Source organism: Cohnella sp. AR92, assembly GCF_003990975.1.
In the GTDB taxonomy this organism is placed as follows: domain Bacteria; phylum Bacillota; class Bacilli; order Paenibacillales; family Paenibacillaceae; genus Cohnella.
This window is the reverse complement of record NZ_RZJR01000016.1, coordinates 35,001-53,718: the sequence shown is the minus strand read 5'-3', so window position 1 is coordinate 53,718 and position 18,718 is coordinate 35,001. Positions and strand designations below refer to the sequence as shown.

The 18,718-nt window shown below is 58.3% G+C and carries 15 protein-coding genes and 2 rRNA genes (1 of these 17 running past the window's edge); 2 read left to right on the top strand and 15 right to left on the bottom strand.

From position 1 onward, the window contains the following. Positions 1-37 precede the first annotated feature (37 nt). From mcsB to ELR57_RS23210, 11 genes are all read right to left on the bottom strand, one after another. Entirely contained in the window at positions 38-1,096 is a 1,059-nt protein-coding gene (gene mcsB, locus ELR57_RS23260; protein WP_126961493.1) for a protein arginine kinase, read from the bottom strand. Between the two features lie 45 nt (positions 1,097-1,141). Beyond that, positions 1,142-1,648 carry a protein-arginine kinase activator protein McsA gene (gene mcsA, locus ELR57_RS23255; RefSeq protein WP_126961491.1) on the bottom strand — a complete coding sequence of 169 codons (507 nt, stop codon included), beginning with the start codon at positions 1,646-1,648 and terminating at the stop codon, positions 1,142-1,144. Between the two features lie 28 nt (positions 1,649-1,676). Next, positions 1,677-2,138 (bottom strand): CtsR family transcriptional regulator, encoded by a 462-nt coding sequence (locus tag ELR57_RS23250; RefSeq protein WP_126961489.1) that lies wholly within the window; start codon positions 2,136-2,138, stop codon positions 1,677-1,679. Positions 2,139-2,525: 387 nt separating this feature from the next. Further along, entirely contained in the window at positions 2,526-3,692 is a 1,167-nt protein-coding gene (locus ELR57_RS23245) for a GNAT family N-acetyltransferase (protein ID WP_126961487.1), read from the bottom strand. A gap of 72 nt (positions 3,693-3,764) precedes the next feature. Next, positions 3,765-4,565, bottom strand: coding sequence for a class I SAM-dependent methyltransferase (locus tag ELR57_RS23240; protein WP_126961485.1), 801 nt, complete (start codon positions 4,563-4,565; stop codon positions 3,765-3,767). Between the two features lie 45 nt (positions 4,566-4,610). Next, positions 4,611-4,832, bottom strand: coding sequence for a DUF4214 domain-containing protein (locus ELR57_RS23235; RefSeq protein WP_126961483.1), 222 nt, complete (start codon positions 4,830-4,832; stop codon positions 4,611-4,613). A 157-nt stretch (positions 4,833-4,989) separates the two neighbouring features. Continuing rightward, positions 4,990-6,117, bottom strand: a complete 1,128-nt coding sequence (locus ELR57_RS23230) for a glycosyltransferase family 4 protein (RefSeq protein ID WP_126961481.1) — start codon at positions 6,115-6,117, stop codon at positions 4,990-4,992. A 41-nt stretch (positions 6,118-6,158) separates the two neighbouring features. Next, on the bottom strand, positions 6,159-7,364 hold the full coding sequence (locus ELR57_RS23225) for a glycosyltransferase family protein (protein WP_126961479.1): 1,206 nt from the start codon (positions 7,362-7,364) through the stop codon (positions 6,159-6,161). Positions 7,365-7,398: 34 nt separating this feature from the next. After that, positions 7,399-8,349 carry a GDP-mannose 4,6-dehydratase gene (locus ELR57_RS23220; protein WP_126961477.1) on the bottom strand — a complete coding sequence of 317 codons (951 nt, stop codon included), beginning with the start codon at positions 8,347-8,349 and terminating at the stop codon, positions 7,399-7,401. Further along, positions 8,346-9,377: a mannose-1-phosphate guanylyltransferase gene (locus tag ELR57_RS23215; RefSeq protein ID WP_126961475.1), complete on the bottom strand. Its 1,032-nt coding sequence runs from the start codon at positions 9,375-9,377 to the stop codon at positions 8,346-8,348. The genes ELR57_RS23220 and ELR57_RS23215 overlap by 4 nt, the downstream gene beginning before the upstream one ends. A gap of 106 nt (positions 9,378-9,483) precedes the next feature. Continuing rightward, on the bottom strand, positions 9,484-10,617 hold the full coding sequence (locus tag ELR57_RS23210) for a glycosyltransferase family 4 protein (RefSeq protein WP_126961473.1): 1,134 nt from the start codon (positions 10,615-10,617) through the stop codon (positions 9,484-9,486). 225 nt (positions 10,618-10,842) lie between these two features. On the opposite strand from ELR57_RS23210, the gene ELR57_RS23205 reads away from it, so the two are divergent. Both ELR57_RS23205 and ELR57_RS23200 read left to right on the top strand, forming a co-directional pair. Next, positions 10,843-11,982 (top strand): hypothetical protein, encoded by a 1,140-nt coding sequence (locus ELR57_RS23205; RefSeq protein WP_126961472.1) that lies wholly within the window; start codon positions 10,843-10,845, stop codon positions 11,980-11,982. Between the two features lie 18 nt (positions 11,983-12,000). Continuing rightward, positions 12,001-12,777, top strand: a complete 777-nt coding sequence (locus ELR57_RS23200) for an FkbM family methyltransferase (protein ID WP_238162664.1) — start codon at positions 12,001-12,003, stop codon at positions 12,775-12,777. A 127-nt stretch (positions 12,778-12,904) separates the two neighbouring features. Here the strand turns inward: ELR57_RS23200 and ELR57_RS23195 are convergent, their stop codons facing one another. The 4 genes from ELR57_RS23195 to ELR57_RS23180 form a co-directional block, all read right to left on the bottom strand. Beyond that, positions 12,905-13,687: a methyltransferase domain-containing protein gene (locus ELR57_RS23195; protein WP_126961471.1), complete on the bottom strand. Its 783-nt coding sequence runs from the start codon at positions 13,685-13,687 to the stop codon at positions 12,905-12,907. A gap of 22 nt (positions 13,688-13,709) precedes the next feature. Further along, on the bottom strand, positions 13,710-16,079 hold the full coding sequence (locus ELR57_RS23190; protein WP_126961470.1) for a glycosyltransferase: 2,370 nt from the start codon (positions 16,077-16,079) through the stop codon (positions 13,710-13,712). A 190-nt stretch (positions 16,080-16,269) separates the two neighbouring features. After that, positions 16,270-16,386: ribosomal RNA gene (gene rrf, locus ELR57_RS23185) — 5S ribosomal RNA — on the bottom strand. An 87-nt stretch (positions 16,387-16,473) separates the two neighbouring features. After that, positions 16,474-18,718: ribosomal RNA gene (locus ELR57_RS23180) — 23S ribosomal RNA — on the bottom strand; it runs 812 nt beyond the window's last position.

The window sequence follows — 18,718 nt, the reverse complement described above, 5'->3', positions numbered from 1 at the left end:
ACACCTCCCCTATAGAGATAGAATAGAACATTTGAGCTCAGGTTGCCAGTCGTGAACGAATAATCTCCGCTCTCGTCATGTCCCGCTGCTCCGGGTTGAGCGGTTCTCCGAACGCCTGCTGCAGGAACCCGGGCTGCGTCGAGACGATCAATTCGTTCAGCGTCGGCTGATCGAGGCCGGGCAGCAGGCCCAGATTCATGCCGAGCCGAATGTCTGACAGCCGCTGGGCGGCTTCCTTGGAATCCATGATCCTCGCATGCGATAGAATGCCGTAGGAGCGCTCCACCCGGTCCTCGAGCCGCGGCCGGGATTCCGCCATCAGGCGTTCCCTGGCCGCCTTCTCGTGGCCGATCATCTGCCGGGCTACCGCGTAGAGGTTGTCGAGGATCTCGTTCTCGGATTGGCCGAGCGTAATCTGGTTCGACACCTGGAACAGGTTGCCCGTCGCTTCGCTGCCCTCCCCGTAAATGCCGCGAACGGCCAAGCCGACTTGCGTGACGGCGGAGAGAATCCGGTTGATCTGTCCCGTCAGCACCAGCGCCGGCAGATGCATCATGACCGAGGCGCGAATGCCGGTGCCCACGTTGGTCGGGCAGCTGGTCAGGTAGCCATGCTTCTCGTCGAAGGCGAAGTCGACGCCCTCTTCGAAGATGTCGTCGATCTTGCTGGCGTATTCCCACGCTTCCTTGATCTGAAAGCCCGGATACAAGCATTGGATTCGAAGGTGATCCTCTTCGTTGATCATGATGCTGACGTCTTCGTTCCGGGTGAGGATCAGGGCGCCGTTGCGGGATTCGCTCGCAAGGGCCGGGCTGATCAGATGCTTCTCGACCAGGACCAGCTTATCCAGCTCCGTCAGGTCGCTTAAATGATAGGTATGAATCGGGCCTAGCCCGTTAAGCCTGCCGCTCTCCGCGATGCCCAGCAGCTGTTCGACGACCCCCTCCGATTGGGCGGGCGTTGCCAGCATAGGGAACGGGAACGAACGAAGATTGCGGGCAATCCGGATCCGGCTGCTTAGCACGACATCGCTGTCCGGGCCTTCTTTTCTCATCCACGGGCTGAGCGCGTGTTCGGCGAAATCCGGCTTGGTCATCGGGTATCCTCCTCCTTTCTCAATGAAGCGTCGCCGCTTCTTCCGTCAGCCGCCGATCTCTTTCTCGAGATCCCGGATGCGATCCCGAAGCTGGGCGGCCGTCTCGAAGTCTTCGCGTTCGATTCGCCCGAGCATATCCTTCTTCAAGCGCTCGATCTCCCGCTTCGTCTTGAACTGGCCTCCCGCCCGCTTCGGAACCTTCCCGACGTGGACGGTGTTGCCGTGGACCCTCTTCAGCAGAGGATCCAAGCGATCGGCGAAGTTCTTGTAGCATTGGCTGCAGCCGAATCGGCCCACCTTGCTGAATTGCGTATAGGTCATCCCGCACGTCTCGCAGCGGAGAACGGGGGCTTTGGTCCCCGCGTTCGGATTCTCGAAGTCGAGCAGGCCGGACAGCAGATTGTGGATCGAGAACCCGCTCGAGGTCCCGGGGATCAACTCCCCTCTCTCCCGCGCGCACGATTCGCAAATATGCAGCTCCGCCTTTTCTCCATTGACGATCTTCGTAAAATGAAGCGTCGCTTGCCTCTTGCCGCATTCTTGACAAAGCATCGTGAACCCTCCTCTCTCCTCGCTGACGCTACCTGGCCAACAAGGCCACCAGCATGGCCCTGAGCAGCTTCGCCCTTATCTCATCCCGCAGCGGCAGCTTGAGCTGGAGCGTATCCCTCGACATGGCCGCCTTGAGCAGGTTGGCCTCGCGGGCCGTCAAGTATCGGGCTTCCTCCAGTTGATAGATCAAGCCTTCCGCGGCGGTCTGATCGATCTGCTCGCCGACGGACATCTGGATGTGCCGCTGTACGGCAGCCAGGTTCGGCAGATCGACGCGCTGTATGCGAATATAGCCGCCGCCGCCCCGTTTGCTCTCGACGTAATACCCTTTCTCGAGAGTGAAGCGGGTGCTGATCACGTAATTGATCTGGGACGGGACGCAGGAGAACTTCTCCGCGAGATCGCTGCGTTGAATCTCGATCGCCCCTCCCGGGCTTCCCGACAGAATTTGCTTTAGATATTGTTCAATCAGATCCGAAATGTTGCGCATCGACCGACCTCCCTTCCCGAGCGCGGCTGTGACCGTATGATCGGCTCTGATTTTGACTTTGACTTTCTTTGACTATATCCCCATTATAAACACTTTCTCACGAATTGCCAAGTGGTCGAATCCAAGCCGCGAACGACCTCTCCTATGACAGGAAGTATCATTGCCGCCGCAGCTGGATCGCCGCTGCCGACAGTACAAGTATAGACCAATGACGCGCATTTTATAGGGTACGCAACCCTCCTCGACCTCTTATTCGCAGGGTAACACTTTATATGCGAGCAAGCCGGCAGAGTTAACCGCACCGAAGGTCTCCGATTCGGATTTTTGCCGCGAAACTCCAAAAAAAAAGCGGCAGGGAAGGACCGGTGTCCTCCCCTGCCGCTTCGTTTAGAAGAAATCCGGCAAATACGGCGTGATGACGGGAATCCGCCGTTCGAGCTTCCTTGCCGCTTCCCGGCTTCCCGAGAGCTGCCCGCCGCGAAGCAGCCATTCCGGCCTGCGCCCGCCCAGCAGCATGGCCGTCAGCGTCCGGATATGGCAGCTCGCTTCGGCGTCGTCTTCCGTCGGCGTCATGCCGGCCGTCCCGTCCTTCTCGAACGCGATCCGGAACGTTCGGTCGTTCCACGGAGCGTATTCATCGCTTACCCGAAGCGTCAACTCGTCGCGAGCCTCGGACTCGTTGAAGGCATATTGCCCGATCAGCCCCTCGGCGTCGACCACGCGGGACATGAAGTAGGGATGAGTCTCCTGCTTGACGCAACGGGGATCCGGCAGCAGGAAAGGAAGCGCGTCGTCCGCCGGAACGCAGATGCGGATCGTCTTCGCCATCGAGTCGTGGTTGGCGAGGAATGCCCATAGCGCGTTGCGGGCCTCTTCGTTCAACGCGGCCCAATCGAATACGGTCAGAACGCCTTCCTTGACTTCATATAAAACGTACGCCTCAGTGGATCCGCTTTCGTTCGACCAGACGGATACCCGCCCCGGCTTCGAGAGCATTCGGTTCGCCCACCAATCCGGCGACCTCTTCAAGGCACCGTTGTAGGCAGAAGCGAACGCTTCATACAGCTCGTTCAGCAGCTCGCCTTTCTTCGGGATCGTCTCCATGCGGCCCGGCGAATCTTTGCGCTTAGGAAGCTGCGCCATATCGATCTCGTACTTCTTCTGCTCGATGGTGAATTCCCAGCCGAACTTCCGATAGAACGGGATCGAGAAAGGATGGAGCATGCTGATCGTCTGTCCCTGGTCCTTCATATATTCAAGCGAATGAGTCAGCAGCTTGGCGACGCAATTCGAGCGGCGAGCTTCCGGCCAGGTCGCCACTCCGGCGACTCCGCCCATCTTCAGCGGCTTGCCGCCCACCCAGCATTCGAGGGGGAGGAGAATCATCTTGGAGAGGAGACGATCCCGCTCGTCGAAAGCGCCCCAGCTCTCTTCCGGCCGGAACGATTGCCTCCGGGCTTCCAGTTCCTCGGGAAGGGTCTTGTATTGGAAGGCGAATTCGGATAATTCCGTTTGCCGTTCAAAGTCGCTCGCTTCGAGCTGTCGGATGATCATCGGGACACCTGCTTTCCATTTTCCCCCTATCTTATCTCAATTCGTCCCCATCTGCACCTGGCTCGCCGAAGCTTAGCCCATGCTCATGATTCCCGCTTCCTTGCTCATAAGGATCGTCAGAAGGCTATCCAGCTTGGACCCGGAGATCCGCAGCCGGTGCAGGTGGTACGCGAGACCGGCGGGGTCCGGTTCTCTGCCGAGAAATTGCCGGTACAGCTCCGATAGGAAGCTCTCGCCCTCCAGCGCAAGCAGATCCGCGATCCGATCCTGCAGAGTCGACTCAGCGGGCATGCATTTGCGCAGCACGGACAGCGCGGCTCCTCCCGCTTCAGCCGGAACTTCCTCCTCCCGTACGTAAGAGCAACTTCCCACTAATTCCTTCGGCCCCGCGTCCCGGGCGAATACGATATAGCCGCCGTTCGCCACGTGCTCTCCCCAGCGGGAGACCGCCTCCCGAACTGCCCGCTCATCCAGCTCTTCGCCTAAGTACAGGACTCCGATTCCGATTCCCGCCGGCCACTGGCCCGCCAGGTCCGCCTTGGTTCCTTCCAACGACATCGCGAAGCGGTTCAAGCCCTCTTGATCAAGCAGGCGAAGAACGCGCCCCTTGACGGAGGCCGATCCCGCTCCCCCGCCAAGGTCGATCGAATAAACCATTCCTTCCCCCTTGTCCCGAACCGCATGCGCCGCCCATAAGGCGAACCTTCCCGGTCCGCCGCCGAGCTCCACCGCAATAGCCGCCGGAACGCGTTCCCGAATGCATCGATACAGGAATCGTCCGGCCTCCTCCGACAGAACGCCCCGAAGCTTGGACGCTTGATTGGCAACGGCGGCCATCCTCATCTCGAGCTCGACGGGACCGATCTCGCCCATGCTGCTTCCCCCTCTCCCTCATCTTGTTCAAGACGAACTGCCCGGTTATTTATTGGGGCCGGACGGAGTTAACCGGCTCTTCGCTTCCTCGCTCATCAGCATGCCGATCAGAATCGCCGATTTGGATTTGCCTTGGCCCAGCAACGCCAAGTGGTGCTCCAGGCCGACGGCGTTGCATTCCCGATTCAGAAGCTGGCGGTACGCCTCTTCGATAAACAGAACTCCTTCCAGCCGAAGCAGCTTCTTAAACCGCTCCCCCAACGTCATCCCGTTTGCTCCTTCCCGCTACCCTCTCCGATTGCCGCGGCGGATGGCTCGTACCAATCCGGCGCAACGAACAAGCAGGCGGCAGATAACATCCCCGCCTTGCTCGTCGATTCGGCTCTAACATCCTATGTTTCCCCGCTCGGCTTGGCCTCCGCCTTCAGCCCGTAATTCGCGCGAGGCGGTCCGCCATCGCCCGGCCGGAAGCCTCCGGGGAGAAGAAGCCGCGAATCGTTCTTCTCCCTTCCCCGGAGATGCGGCGCCTCCACTCCTCGTCATAGACGACCCGCCTCATCAGGTAGACGGCGTGCTCCAGATCCGGTTCGGCCCACATCTGATGGGCGCGGTAAGGACCGTAATCGCGGCCGATCCGGGTTAGTCGGTACCGGACCGGCGCGGAGTTGTCTTCCGTCATAAAGTCCTCGTTGCCCGACCAATTCGTCGCGATGACCGGCTTGCCCAGCTCCATCGCCTCCGCGATCGGCAGACCGAAGCCTTCCGCCCGGTGCAGGGAGACCAGGCAGTCGGCGCTGGCCAGAAGCGCGTTCGTCTCCGCGCGGCTGAGGGTTCTGTGGATCAGGTGAATGCCGGGAATCCCTTCCGTTACCCGGCGGATCCTCCCGAGCTCTCCCGGCTGCGGATTATTCATCTTGATGACCAGGTCGGCCGGAAGCCCGAATTGAAGAACCGCCTGCTTGAAAGCCTGAATGACGGAATCCGGATTTTTGCGCGGGCTGTAGCTGAAGGTGTCGTACATCATCAGGAACAGAAAGCGCCGCTCCGGAAGGCCGAACCAGCCTCTCGTCATTCCCGGAGCGACGTTCACTTCGACGCCGTGCGGAATGCGAACGACGGGAACCGGGGATTTCGCCGCTATGCTTCGGGCAACGAATTCGGAGGGCACCCATACCTCGTTCACGTAACGGAAGCCCGCCGCATACTCGTCCGGGAATTCCGGAAGCTCCCAGTGCCAATAGCCGATCGTGTACCGCCCTTTGAACCAGCCCGGTCCCAACTCGTCGTAGGCGACGGGCATCTGGTCCGCGTTGACGTGCATGAGGTTAAAGGCGAATTCGGGAGCGAAGATCTCGGCAGCCTCCAGCGAGACGTCCGCATCGCGGGAGGTGCAGCCTCCGGAGAAAGGATACACGCCGAACGGAATGCCGGCGCGTTCGAGCGAACGCGCGGCGAGGCGGCACGATTCCCCGATCCCCATCTCATAGCGCGCATAGCCGATCAGATTCGTCCCCGGAAGCTTGTAGCCCGCAGCGGCGTTCGTCGTCCCCATAACTGTTCGACCTCCTTCCTTGCCTGACGGCTTCCCGCCCTTTAGCGGGTTGCGGCGGCATCCATGACCGGATTCCATACGGCGGAATCCACTCCGTATTCGATCGGAATGAACTCCTTCGCCCACTTCAGGAACGGCTTCCTCTGGGTCCCGGCGGGATCGGGGAAGACCCGGCGGATATCCGGCCTGCTCTCGTAGATCTCATTCAGAAGGCGAGGCAGGAAGGTCGGCGTCTGCTGCGGGAAGAACAGCCATTGGTAGAAGCCGTCGGGAGTTAAAGTAGAGAAGGGGTTGCCGAAGCGCTGCGCGCCGTGTCCGAGCTGGCGGTAGATCGAGCGGGCGATCGGCGGGATCCTCACCTGGTTGTCGAAGAAGCCGTACGTATAGCGCAGCTGAGAGAAGCGTGCGTGCCCATTCGCCGCCAGACGGTTGGCATAGAGCTGAAACAAGGCCCGCAGGTTCGGAAAGGCCGGCCATTCGTAGCGGTTCGAGTGCCTGGAGATCCGGCTCAGATCGGCCGTGAAGCCGCTGAAGTGATAGAACGACAAGGGCTTGCCGTTCGCGAGGAACATTCCGTCCTCATAGGCGATCGCCCGTTCGTGCAAATTCCAATAAGCCGCGTTGTAGCCGGGCGACTTCTCGATATGAACGCCCTCGAACAACGCCGGCGCCATATCCATCCATCGCTGGTCGACAAAGTAGCCGTTCTCCGGCTCGGCCAGGCAATAGACGAGCAGCCTCTCCTTCCACCAAGCGAGCATGCGGAGCGTTTCGGGAGTGTTCGTGACGGCGATAAACCCGAGATTATAGACGCCGGCCTGCAGCACGTCCTTCTCGGACGGATACAGGCGATCATCCGGCATCGGCGCGAGTATGTGAGGGGTTAGGACGATCGACGTCCGATCCATAAGGCGGAACAGCTCATCCATTCTCTGGAGGATGAGAATGTCGGGGTCGAAGTAGACCAGCTTGTCGGCTCCGCGCTGGCGAATCAAGTAGTCCATGAGAAAAGGCTTAACCGCGGTGTTGAACTCCAGAAGAGTGTATCGAAACCGAAGCGCATTCGCGTCGGGCAAGCCGATGTCCCGAACGGAGATCCACTCGAACGGTTCTCCCTGGTCGTTGACATGCCCTTCCCCCTCGTCGGTCAGAAGAACGAAAGCCTTGCCCGAAGGATGATGCTGGAGGAACGATTGCGCCAAGGTCCGCGCATGGGCCAAATAATTTTTCGCTATGATGGTGCACATCGCATGCATGTCGCCTGCGCCCCCTCCTTATTCGTTAAGGCTGTTCCCGCCAGTATTGGAGAAGGTCCGTCATCGTCTGCCGGAACGGAATCTCCGGCTTCCAGCCCGTCGCCTCGTGGAACTTCCGATAATCGCCGAGCAGGATCTCGACATCGGAGGGACGCAGGCGTTCCGGATCCGTGCGAACCTCGATCTCGGCCGTGCTCAGCGACAGGAGCAGCGACAGCATATCCGAGATCGTATGGCATTCGCCGGAGGCGATATTGTAATCCTCTCCGGGAATCCCGTGTTCGAGCGCCAGCCAATATGCGCGCACGACGTCCCGGACGTCGGTGAAGTCCCGCTTCGCCTCCAGGTTGCCCACGTACAGGATCGGCGGCTTCTTGCCCTTCTCGATATCCGCGATCTGCTTGGCGAAGTTGGACGTAACGAAGTTTTCTCCCCGCCTGGGACCCGTATGATTGAAGGTTCTCGTCCGCACGACATGCAGACCGTAGCTGCGGTAATATTGATAGCCCATGTAGTCTTGGGCGACCTTGCTCACCGCATAGGGACTGAGCGGGCGGAGCGGATTCGTCTCCTTGATCGGGGTCTCCTCCGGATTGACGTGTCCGTACTCCTCGCTTGAGCACGCAATTTGGATTCTCGTGCCGAGCCCGTGTCTACGGATTGCCTCCATCAGATTCAGTTGGCCGGCTATATTGTTGTGAATCGTATCCATCGGCGAATTCCAGGAAGTCGGCACGAAGCTCTGGGCGGCCAGATGGAACAGCAGGTCCGGCTTCTCGCTCCGGATCAGCGAATCGACGGAGAACGGGTCTCTCAATTCGCATTCCGCCAGCTTGATTTCTCTCTCGATGGAACGAATATGATCCATGCGGCTGCGGTTGCGCACGGTTCCGACGACCTCAATCTTGCGACTCAGCAGGTACTCCGCCAGATGGCTGCCGACGAACCCCGTGATTCCGGTGATCAGCGCCTTCATTCCCGCGATCCCTCCTTGCGATTCTCGAGTTGCTGAACGATGGCCTTCAGGGACGACTCCTTGGACTTGGCGCAGACGAGCAGCCCTTGAGGGGAGGATACGATGATCAGATCCTGAACCCCGATCACGATGGCCGTACGGTCCGAGATAAGGATATTGCCCGAGCTCTCGCTCGCCGCAATATCTCCTTGAACGATATTGCCTTCGGCATCCTTTTCCTTGATTCTCGCGAGGGAAGTCCATCGTCCCATATCGTCCCAGGCGAAGGACACCGGTATCGTGTAGAGCTGGTCGCTCTTCTCCAGAATGGCGTAATCGACCGAGATTCTCGGCAAGCTCGCGTAGACTTCCTCCAGCTTGCCGCCTGCATCGGCCAGAGCCTTCCACATCTCGGGCTGATGGAGCTTCATCTCTCGCATGATCGCCGACGGCTTCCAGACGAAGATTCCGCTGTTCCAGTACACATCGGGCGTGTCTGCCAGCCGTCCGGCCCGTTCCTCGCCCGGCTTCTCGATGAACGCCTTTACTTTGGAGATATGCCCCGGAGCGGAGCCGAGCTCCGACTGAATGTAGCCGTAGCTGGTTTCTCCGCGGCTCGGTACGACTCCGAGAGTGACGATATGGCCCGAAGCCCCCGCGAATTCCTCCCCAAGGGTCAAAGCTTCCAATAAGGCGTCCACATCCGGAATATTCTGGTCCGACGGCAGGCAGACCATGACCTCGTCGTCTTGTCTCTGAAGAAAATGCAAGGCGGACAAAGCGACGCATGGACCGGTATCCCTCTGCGTCGGCTCGATGATCATTCGATTCTCCGCGAGCTCCGGCAGCTGCTCTCGGACCAAGCTGCGATAAAGGGCGGCCGTCGCCACGTATATCCGCTGTTCGGATACTCGGGAAGCCAGTTTGCGATAGGTCGTCTGGAGCATCGTTTCATCCGACAGCAAGGCGTGGAATTGCTTCGGCCGTCCTTCCGCGCTCTGCGGCCATAGCCGATTCCCCCTGCCTCCCGCCATGATCACGAATTTCATTCCGCTCTCCTCCGAATCGGGATCGATCGATCCGCTCGTGCAACTGCACTCCTATTGTATGGACGGCCCATCCAGCCGGCATGGACGATCACCCCCTGCCCGAAGCCTAGTTTCGTTCAAGCAGCTCTCGCATTCGCACCCCGACCGCTTCGATGGAGAACCCCATGTGAATGTCGAATGCGGCTTTCCGCGCGATCCGGGCTCGCAGCGGCTCATCCTCATAAACTCGCCGCATCGCGGCTCCCACCTTGGCGGGAGTGATCTCGGCCCAGCGGTGGTGAAGGTAATATTCGGGCCGATCTCTCTGAAGGCGAGCGTCCACGGCAACCAATTCCGGCTCCGGCTCGATCAGAATGCCGTTCGTCTCATCCATGAATTCCGTGTACCCGCCCCAGTTCAACCCGATGACCGGCTTGCCGAGCGCCATCATCTCCATGGCCGGCATGCCCCAACCGGCCCGGTCGACCGAGACGTAAGCATCGCAGGCTTGATACAGGTCGAGGAGCTGCTTCCCGTCGAAGGGCTCCAGAATGATAAAGATCTGCCCGAACAGCCGATCCGTCGGGACGCACTGCCTCAGCTCCTTCATGACCCTCTCCTCCCGGTAGCCGCTGTGCACGTACACCTTGAGGACGAGAGACACGTTCTCGTTCCGGTCGAACTCGCGGCAGAACGCATCGATCAGGAGATCGAAGCCCTTCCGGTAATCGAATCCGAATACGTAGAGGAAGGAGAATCCCCGCAGCGGGGGAGAAAAGCTCACCTTGTTCGAGGCGATGCCCGGATAGAAGCTTGTCGCCTCCAAGGCGTAGGGGAGCACGCGGAGCTTGGACGGCGCCACCCCGCTTGCCGCGAAGGTGTGCTCGTTGAAGCGGGTCGGCACCCATACCTCATCCATCCGGTTGCAGAGCTCCGCCCAGCCATGCGGCAGACGATCGGTCTCGAACAGCGTCAAGCCGACCCTCTTGCGCGGCCTTACCCGCTCGTTCGCCACTTCGAATTGGGAGGGCACGCCGTGACGGACGCTTACGACGCGATCCCCGATACTGGTCGTCGAGAGTCTCTGGATCCATTGGTAAGTATCCTCTCCGATCTCCGATCGGTGAAGCTCGCCCCCATGGGACTCGATCAGCACGGGAACGCCGATCGATTCCAGGACGCGCAAGTAATTGCGGGAGACGTTCCCGTAGCCTCCCATGTCGTATACGGGACCGAGCCAATGCACTCCGGTGCAGTTCAAGGCCTCTCCTCCTTCGCGCCGATTGATCCAGTATATGGGGCGAAGTCCCGGCTCGTTTGAGACAAACGACCGTGCCCGGTTCGCGAACTGCCGATATTCGTCCATGCGCTTCCATCCCGTCCGCATATACTTCATTACTGGAGTCTGCCAAGAGCGGAATCGCCTCCCGAGGCAGGGCTCTCTTCGGTAGAACGAACTTCTCATCAAACAGAATGGGGCGGACTTATGGGCATAGCGGGAATGGAGCTGTTTAATTATTTTCTGCACGATCGCAAAGCGCTCCCGTACAATCGGATTCCGTACAACAATTGTTCGGAGAGAGCCATCGAGCTGCCGTTGGCCATCGACTTTCTTGAGGAACGGAATGCGGGCCAGCAGGTCTCGTTCCTGGAGATCGGCAACGTCCTGAACTATTACAAGCCGCTGCTTGCGGCCAACTCTTCTCTTCTCAACCGGATCGTCATCGACAAGTTCGAGCAGGCCGCAGGCGTCGTCAACGTCGACCTGTTCGACTATTCCGCCAAGCATTCGACCATCGTCTGCATCTCCACCATCGAGCACGTGGGGCAGCATGCATACGGGGAGCAGAAACGCGGGGACCGCGAAGCCCCCCTGAGGGCGCTGCGCCATATTTACGACCTTCTCGAAGAAGGAGGCGAAGCGCTCGTTACCGTCCCCTTCGGCAAGCTGATGGACTTGGGCTGGCTCATTCAATTCAGCGGGGATTACCTGGATCTGGCGGCGTGCCGTTACGGAATCCCCGAGGACGCGATGAAGGTCTCCTACTTCCGCAAGCTGGACATGGAGATGCATTTCGACGCTCCGAAGCAAGCTTGGGTTCAATGCGAACGGGAGGAGCTTGCCGAGACCCGATTCGATAATCCCTTCGTCTTCGCCAACGGGATCGCCGCGATTCGAATGAAGAAGCTGAGGCGTGCGGGCCGTCCCGAATCGACGAAGAGCGACGCCCGGCTGGACTATTACCCGCCCGTCACCGTCGGGAGCCTATACACACTCCCTTTTATCCGCCCGAACGGCTACAACGTCGAAGGCAAGCTCACCGCGCATTCGTCCGGCTATGTTTTCTACGGTCCCTATTTGACCCTCCCTGCGCGGACATATCTGCTGGAAGCCGAGCTTGTCATGGACGGGCATGGGCGCTTCACCTTCGAGCTGACCGCCGATTCCGGCCACAAAGTGCTGTGGAGTCGTCCCGTCGTGCAGAGCGGGAGCATCCAAGACCGGATCACCCTGGCGTCTCCCGAGAAGGAAGTCGAGCTGCGCCTCTACAAGCACAACGATTCCGTCTGCCAGATTCGGGCGCCCAAGCTGCTGTTGACCGCCGCCGAGCCTCTCGCCATCTGAACCTAGGAGGAGCTTCCCATGTTGAATTTAAGCCGGCCCCATGTTTATGTGGGCGATCATACGGTGTTGACCAACCTGAATCACGGCCCGGCGATGCTGCTCGACCTGCGCGATCCCGTCTGCTTGTCGATCCTGCTGGAGGGCGAATGGGAGCCCTGGCTGTCCGGCTTCTTCCTTACGGTCGTCAAGCCGGGAATGACCGTGCTGGATATCGGCGCCCACAGCGGCTACTTCTCTCTTCTTGCCGCGATGCGAACCGGACCGACCGGCACCGTTCACGCCTTCGAGCCGAATCCTTTCCACCACCGCAATCTGCTCAAAAGCGCTACGCTCAACGGGTTCGGCAACGTCAAGCTCCACCGGGTGATGGTATCCAACAAGCGAGGAGAGAAGCTGCTTCGGACGATGGGCGAAGGCGGAACGAGCATCTTCTATCCCGATCTCGCGGAGCTGAACGGAGTCACCGAGAACCGGGTTCCCTTGGCCCTGCTGACCGATTACCTCGGACCGACTCTCAAAGCCGATGTCATCAAGATCGATATCGACGGCGGCGAGCCGTATATCATGGACAGCTTGTTCGAGATCATCGATCGCAACGGGAATATGGTCATCTTCATGGAGTACCTTCCCATCCTGTGGGGCCAGACCGACCCGGTCCCTTATATGAGGAAGTTCGTCGAGCGCGGGTTCAAGCTGTTCAACGTGCCCCGTACCGGCCCGGTCGAGCCGACGACTCCCGACGAGCTTGCCAAGTTCAATGGCGTCGTCCATCTCGATCTGCTGCTCGTTCGATAAGCCCGGAACACGGAAACAGACCCCCAAGCCCGCTTGGAGGTCTGTTTTTTGCTGTAAACTTAGTTTGTTCATTAAACCAATTAAGTTCGAATCATGTCGAAAATGATGGTAGACGAGGACGAAGCTGCTACGGTTTCTGGATGATAAGGCCGATGGAGGTGGAAACGTATTGGCCGAGCTGCAAGCGCAGATGAGGATTGAAGTGAAAAGGAGGAATATCGACGACCGACTCCAGCTGTCCGTTGCCCGCCGTATAATCGATCTCCACCCGATACCCGTCCCGACGAAGGGAATCGACCATCTCCTCGATATCCTTTCTCCGGAAGATGACGAGCACTTCCATCTCCAGCGTGTCCTCGTTCGAGGACAGATTGTATTCGGTCGTGTGAACGGCCACCCCTCCGGAACGGAGGCACTTCATCTGCTCGAGCAAGAAGCGCTTGCCCTTCTCGATAGAACCGAGGTGCTCGAAGCTGCAAGAGGACCAGGTAAAATCGAATTTGCCGTGGTAGCGGCTTGGAATCCGGTTCATGTCGACCGTCTCGTAGGTGACCAATTGCTCCATTAGGGCTGGATCGCATAAGCCCTTCTCGTTCAAATCGGCGACATTCAAAGCATGCTGATTCGTATCGACCCAGCCCTGCTCCTTCGCCTTGGCGACATCCAGGTCGGTGGCCACGATCTCGCAGCCGTGAGATGCGAAGACGGAGGTCAACGGCTCTTTGCCGACCCCGAAGCCCAGCCCCCTGCGGAAGGGGTAAAGCATGGATCTCTCCCTCAAGGCCTCGAAGATGTAGCACCATTCCCAGAGCTTTCGATGATAGCGGAAGCTTTCCCGCAGCTCGCCGCAGCCCCGGCTAAACCACGGCTCCAGAAAATCCTTCTCCCCGCATAGCTTGGATATGAGCATAACAGCCTTCCCCCTTTCTTCGCTAAACGGTTTGAATCTTCGTAATTCGAGGAACTCCGTTCTGCGCCATGCTGAACTGCCAGACGACCGAACGCTCCGGCGCCGCGATGCCCATTCGGACCAAGGACTGACGAATGGCATCCGCGTAGGCGGCGGGGGTAAACGTTCTTCTGGCGTAGGCCTGAGCTTCTCTGGACAGCTCCTGGCAGAGCGATTCATTGCGGTATAATGACAGCATAGCGTTAAGAACGAGGGTGTCGTTATTGGCATCGTCCCGAATCAGATAAGCAGCCATTCGCTCTCCGGGACCGTTCAGCTCAACGACGTTCTCGCGCGCGATAAGCGGGACCCCATAGCTAAGCGCCAGGTAGGGGGCATAGCTCAATCCGCTGCCGGAGATTTGCTCCAGCTGCACGGCCGCATTCGTCTGCTTCCATAATAATGCCGCCGCCTGCGAGTCGGCCGGGGCTTCCCTCAGCTCTGCCGACCCGGCGAGCGAGAGCAGACGAATCCGATCGGCAAGACGTTCTTCAACGCCTTCCGCGAAGGGTCCGACGATCCGGCATTTGATCGGCCTCCTGCCGCTCAAGCCGATCAACGGCTTCAGCGCATCCAGCATCGGGAATAAATCCTCCGCGTTCGAATGGGGACCGAAGCTGGTGAAGACGAAGTCTCCCCTATGGTCGCAGCGGGTTAATTCCGTCTCCGGCAACGGAACCGGCGCCGCAATGACGTTCCGATAGCCTTGAGCGAGCAAGCTTCTGCTCTGCGCTTCGCTATAGGCAACGATCCCATAAGCTCCGCCGATATAATGCCGGTTCACGGTAACCTCGGACCGTTTCGTCCTTCCGCTCAGTAAATCGTCCAACCTCTGATGAGCCGTACGGCCATACTCGCTCTCCAACACTTGATAATACAAATCCAATCGATTGCGTTCCAAGGTACTCTTGATCGCAAGGTCGTGCAGGTCGTTGCTCCCCAGCACGACAACTCCCGGGAATCGGCGCATCAGCGGAACGGCGGCCAAGTATCGGGTATCGTTGCCGAACTCATAAAGAATATGATCGTAGGACAAGGCCCGCTGTTCGAACTGCCCGAGCTCGCAACGCCTAACGTCTTCCCATTCCTCGGTTTCGTCCCGTTCCGCCGGCGCGTTCTCTCCTATCATGTAAACATCGACATCGAAATCGTTCACCAGATAAGGAGCCGCTTGAAGAAGCAGACCGATAGGAGATGGGTACGGCGCGGCCGCAGGCGCGACGACGGCCAGCTTCCGGCGAACGATCGCCTCATAAGTATCAAGCACCAATCGGCTTGCCTTACTCCAAGTGAACCTCGCCGCTTGCTTCAACCCTCGTTGGGACAGCTTCTTCAAGAGCTCCGGCTGAGACAGCAGCAGCACCATTTTCTCCGCGATATCCTCCGTCGATTCCGGATGGACCAGGCAGGCTGCGTCCCCGCTGATCTCCCGAAGCGACGAGCTGTTGGATGTCAGAACCGGAGTCCCGCAAGCCATCGCCTCCAGCACCGGCAAGCCAAAACCTTCGTAAAGCGAAGGAAAAGCAAACAGCTTCGCTCCTTTATAAAGCTCGATCAGCTCGGAATCCGGCACATAGCCGGTCAGAACCAATGCGTTCGGATCCCCTCCGACGGATGCTCTTCCACGATAAATCGCCTTTTCCTCTTCCGACATGGAGCATGCGACGACAAGCTGATACGTATTCTTCAGGCGCTTATTTACCGACAGGAAGGCGTCGATCAACGCTGCCGTATTCTTACGGGGGTCGCTTCCTCCCGTACACATCACATAGGGGCGCATAATCCCATAATAGTTCGCCGCGCCTTTGCTTGGGGAAGCAGCCGCTGCCTCGAACCCGGGATCCAAGCCCGCCATAATCACGGTGATCTTGTCAGGATCGATGCCGGCAAGCCTTGCCGCATCCTGCTTGGTCGTCTCCGAGATCGCGAAGATCGCGTCGCATGAACGAATCAGCTTGATCGCTTCCCAGTAGACCGGGCGAATCCGGTCATTCAAGAACTGCTGCTCGTATACAAGGGGAATGACATCGTAGAGAGTAACCGCAACCCGTACGGTACCGAACCACGAGCGCTCCGGCATCATGTTCTTATACGTCTCGAATTGGCTTGGCGACAGATGGAACAGGTAGAAAGGACTCATGATGTGGTAGACATCGATGCGGTTGCGGTGCAGGAATTGCTGCAGCTGCTGCTTCAACGCCGCAAGTCCTTTGGTCAGATCGGGGTAAAAATAAAAATAAGAATGCTCGGTGTCCGAAGTGATCATGGCGTGCATGAGATTGTGCGAGTATCTTCCGATGCCCCTTCGCCTGGCTTCGGTCCGGGCAAAAAACATATCGAAGGCAATGTTCACGGCCTCACCAACATTCCCTCTAGACTTCTCGCTCCGATCATTCTATGTCGACCGGGAAGGAGGGCATGGGCAAGCGCCCCGCGCCTGCAAAAAAACAGATCTCGCTGCTCGACCTGAACTTCTAATTACCCGTATCCTGAATTCCCGATAACGCAAAAAAAGCACCCATCGCTGGGTGCTCTTCTACTTGGCTTGGCAACTTCCTACTCTCCCAGGACCCTGCGGTCCAAGTACCATCGGCGTTAGAGGGCTTAACGGTCGTGTTCGAGATGGGTACGCGTGGAACCCCTCTGCCATCATCACCAAACCAGTTTGCTATTCAAGGCTTGCGCCTTGATAACCGGATACGAAACGAATTAGCGTTCATTAGAATCTTACTGCCTGTGTGGCTTATTAGGATAAGCCCTCGACCGATTAGTACTCGTCAGCTRCACACRTTGCYGTGCTTACACCCCGAGCCTATCAACCTCGTGTTCTCCAAGGGGTCTTACKAATTGGGAAATCTCATCTTGAGGCGGGCTTCGCGCTTAGATGCTTTCAGCGCTTATCCCTCCCGCACTTGGCTACCCAGCGATGCTCCTGGCGGAACAACTGGTACACCAGCGGTGCGTCCATCCCGGTCCTCTCGTACTAAGGACAGCCCCTCTCAAATTTCCTACGCCCGCGACAGATAGGGACCGAACTGTCTCACGACGTTCTGAACCCAGCTCGCGTACCGCTTTAATGGGCGAACAGCCCAACCCTTGGGACCTACTTCAGCCCCAGGATGCGATGAGCCGACATCGAGGTGCCAAACCTCCCCGTCGATGTGGACTCTTGGGGGAGATAAGCCTGTTATCCCCAGGGTAGCTTTTATCCGTTGAGCGATGGCCCTTCCATTCGGTACCACCGGATCACTAAGCCCGACTTTCGTCCCTGCTCGACTTGTAGGTCTCGCAGTCAAGCTCCCTTATGCCTTTGCACTCTTCGAATGATTTCCAACCATTCTGAGGGAACCTTAGGGCGCCTCCGTTACGCTTTAGGAGGCGACCGCCCCAGTCAAACTGTCCGCCTGACACGGTCCCTTCGCCAGTTTCATGGCGACAGGTTAGAACTCCGATACGATCAGGGTGGTATCCCAACGTCGCCTCCACCGAAGCTGGCGCTCCGGCTTCAAAGGCTCCCACCTATCCTGTACAGACCGTACCAAAGTTCAATATCAAGCTACAGTAAAGCTCCATGGGGTCTTTCCGTCACGTCGCGGGTAACCTGCATCTTCACAGGTACTAAAATTTCACCGGATCTCTCGTTGAGACAGCGCCCAAGTCGTTACGCCATTCGTGCGGGTCAGAATTTACCTGACAAGGAATTTCGCTACCTTAGGACCGTTATAGTTACGGCCGCCGTTGACTGGGGCTTCAATTCACAGCTTCGGGTTRCCCCTAACCGCTCCTCTTACCCTTCCAGCACCGGGCAGGCGTCAGCCCGTATACTTCGCCTTACGGCTTCGCACAGACCTGTGTTTTTGCTAAACAGYCGCTTGGGCCTATTCACTGCGGCCCCCTCGGGCTATTCACCCTACCGAGGCACCCCTTCTCCCGAAGTTACGGGGTCATTTTGCCGAGTTCCTTAACGAGAGTTCTTCCGCGCGCCTTAGAATTCTCTTCTCGCCTACCTGTGTCGGTTTGCGGTACGGGCACCATCACCTGGCTAGAGGCTTTTCTCGGCAGCGTGAGCACGGAACCTTCGGTACTRTAATTTTCCCTCCCCATCACAGCTTGACCTTAAAGTGTGCGGATTTGCCTACACACAAGTCTTGCTGCTTGGACGAGCTATTCCATCAGCTCGCGTTCTTGCCCTCCTGCGTCCCCCCATCGCTCATAACGGCTTACGGTGGTACAGGAATTTCAACCTGTTGTCCTTCGACTACGCCTTTCGGCCTCGCCTTAGGTCCCGACTTACCCTGAGCGGACGAACCTTCCTCAGGAACCCTTAGGCTTTCGGCGGACAAGATTCTCACTTGTCTTTTCGTTACTCATACCGGCATTCTCACTTGAATGCAGTCCACCAGTCCTYYCGGTCTGACTTCAACCCGCATTCAACGCTCCCCTACCCAAGTCGTAGTCTTCTCTACGCCTTCGAGTGGCGGTGTGCTTAGCTTGGGCATTTGATCGAAATCCTTGAATAACCGTTAAAGGTTGATTTCGATGAATGCCCGGTGCCGCACACGGCTCGATGACAAAGAGAAGACTACGACATGCCATAGCTTCGGTGGTGTGTTTAGCCCCGTTACATTTTCGGCGCAGAGTCACTCGACCAGTGAGCTATTACGCACTCTTTAAATGGTGGCTGCTTCTAAGCCAACATCCTGGTTGTCTTCGCAACTCCACATCCTTTCCCACTTAACACACACTTAGGGACCTTAGCTGATGATCTGGGCTCTTTCCCTCTTGACAACGGATCTTAGCACTCGCTGTCTGACTCCCGAGTATACATGCATGGCATTCGGAGTTTGACTGGACTTGGTAACCCTTGGCGGGCCCCGCACCCAATCAGTGCTCTACCTCCATGATGCTAAACCTCGAGGCTAGCCCTAAAGCTATTTCGGGGAGAACCAGCTATCTCCGAGTTCGATTGGAATTTCTCCCCTACCCCCACGT